Origin of the sequence: Streptomyces sp. NPDC102451, from assembly GCF_044765485.1 — a bacterium.
GTDB lineage: Bacteria > Actinomycetota > Actinomycetes > Streptomycetales > Streptomycetaceae > Streptomyces.
This window is the reverse complement of record NZ_JBIWKD010000053.1, coordinates 1-1,739: the sequence shown is the minus strand read 5'-3', so window position 1 is coordinate 1,739 and position 1,739 is coordinate 1. Positions and strand designations below refer to the sequence as shown.

The 1,739-nt window shown below is 64.3% G+C and carries 1 protein-coding gene; it reads right to left on the bottom strand.

Annotation, left to right across the window (positions count from 1 at the left end):
- A partial coding sequence (locus tag ACIRD8_RS37800; protein ID WP_404002315.1) for a type I polyketide synthase occupies positions 1–1,739 on the bottom strand: 1,739 nt, incomplete at both ends.

The window sequence follows — 1,739 nt, the reverse complement described above, 5'->3', positions numbered from 1 at the left end:
AGCAGTCGGGTGGTGGCTTCGAATTCGACGGTGTTACGGAGGTTGCGGAACCAGTAGTCCGCGTCGAGTGTGCCGGTATCGACCGGCCCACCCGTCACGGTCGAATAGAAACGGACACCACCGGACCGAGGACGAATCGGCTCCAGCAGATCCAACACCTGATCACGAATCTCATCAACATGACCGGAATGCGACGCATAGTCCACAGGAATCCGCCACGTCCGCACACCCTCGGCCTCAAACACAGCCTGCAACGCATCAAGCGCCCCCGCACCACCCGAAACCACCGTCGAAGAAGGACCATTGACCGCGGCAACCCCCACATCACCACCCCACCCCTCCAACCGCGACCGCACCTCACCCACCGGCAACGCGACCGACACCATCCCGCCCCGCCCCGCCAGAACCCGAATCGCCTGACTACGCAACGCCACCACACGCGCCGCATCCTCCAACGACAAAGCACCCGCCACACACGCCGCAGCAATCTCCCCCTGCGAATGCCCCACCACCGCATCCGGACGCACCCCATGCGCCTCCCACAACGCAGCCAACGACACCATCACCGCAAACAACGCCGGCTGCACCACATCCACCCGCGACAACAACACACCACCGTCATCACCCAACAACACATCCAACAAATCCCACTCCACAAAAGCAGACAACGCCTTCGCACACTCCTCAAGACGCGCCCTGAACACCGGAGCACCCACATACAACCCCCGCGCCATCGCACCCCACTGCGACCCCTGACCCGGAAACACCAACACCGTCCGACCAACACCAGCAACCCCCCTCACCACCCCCTCACGAACAACACCCTCCGCAACACACCCCAACCCCGCCAACAACTCCCCACGCCCCACACCCACCACCACCGCACGATGCTCAAAAACACTCCGACCAGCCAACGTCGCAGCCACATCACCCACCGACACACCAGAACCAACCACCCCCACCAACCGACCCGCAAAAGCCCGCAACGCCACCTCACTCCGCGCCGACAACACCCAACCAACCGGCCCCTCCTCCCGACCGGACACAGATCCCACCGACGACGGAGCCTCCCCACGAGACACCAACTCCACCGACGGAGCCTCCTCCAGAATCACATGCGCATTGGTCCCACTGATCCCGAACGACGACACCCCCGCACGACGCACACCACCCCCCGCCCCCCACTCACGAGACTCCGTCAGCAGCCGAACACCCCCACCACTCCAATCCACATGAGACGACGGCTCATCCACATGCAACGTCGCAGGCAACACCCCAGCCCGCAACGCCATCACCATCTTGATCACACCACCCACCCCCGCAGCAGCCATCGTGTGACCAACATTCGACTTCAACGAACCCAGCCACAACGGCCGGCCCACCCCACGCCCCCGCCCATACGTCGCCACCAACGCCTGCGCCTCGATCGGATCACCCAACCTCGTCCCCGTCCCATGCGCCTCCACCACATCCACATCACCCACACCCAACCCCGCATCCGCCAACGCCAGACGAATCACACGCTGCTGCGACGGACCATTCGGCGCCGTCAAACCATTCGACGCCCCATCCTGATTCACCGCCGAACCCCGCAACACCGCCAACACCCGATGCCCCCGCACACGCGCCTGCGACAACCGCTCCACCACCACCAACCCCGCACCCTCACCCCAACCCGTCCCATCAGCCGACTCCGCAAACGCCTTACACCGACCATCAACCGACAACCCACGCTGCCG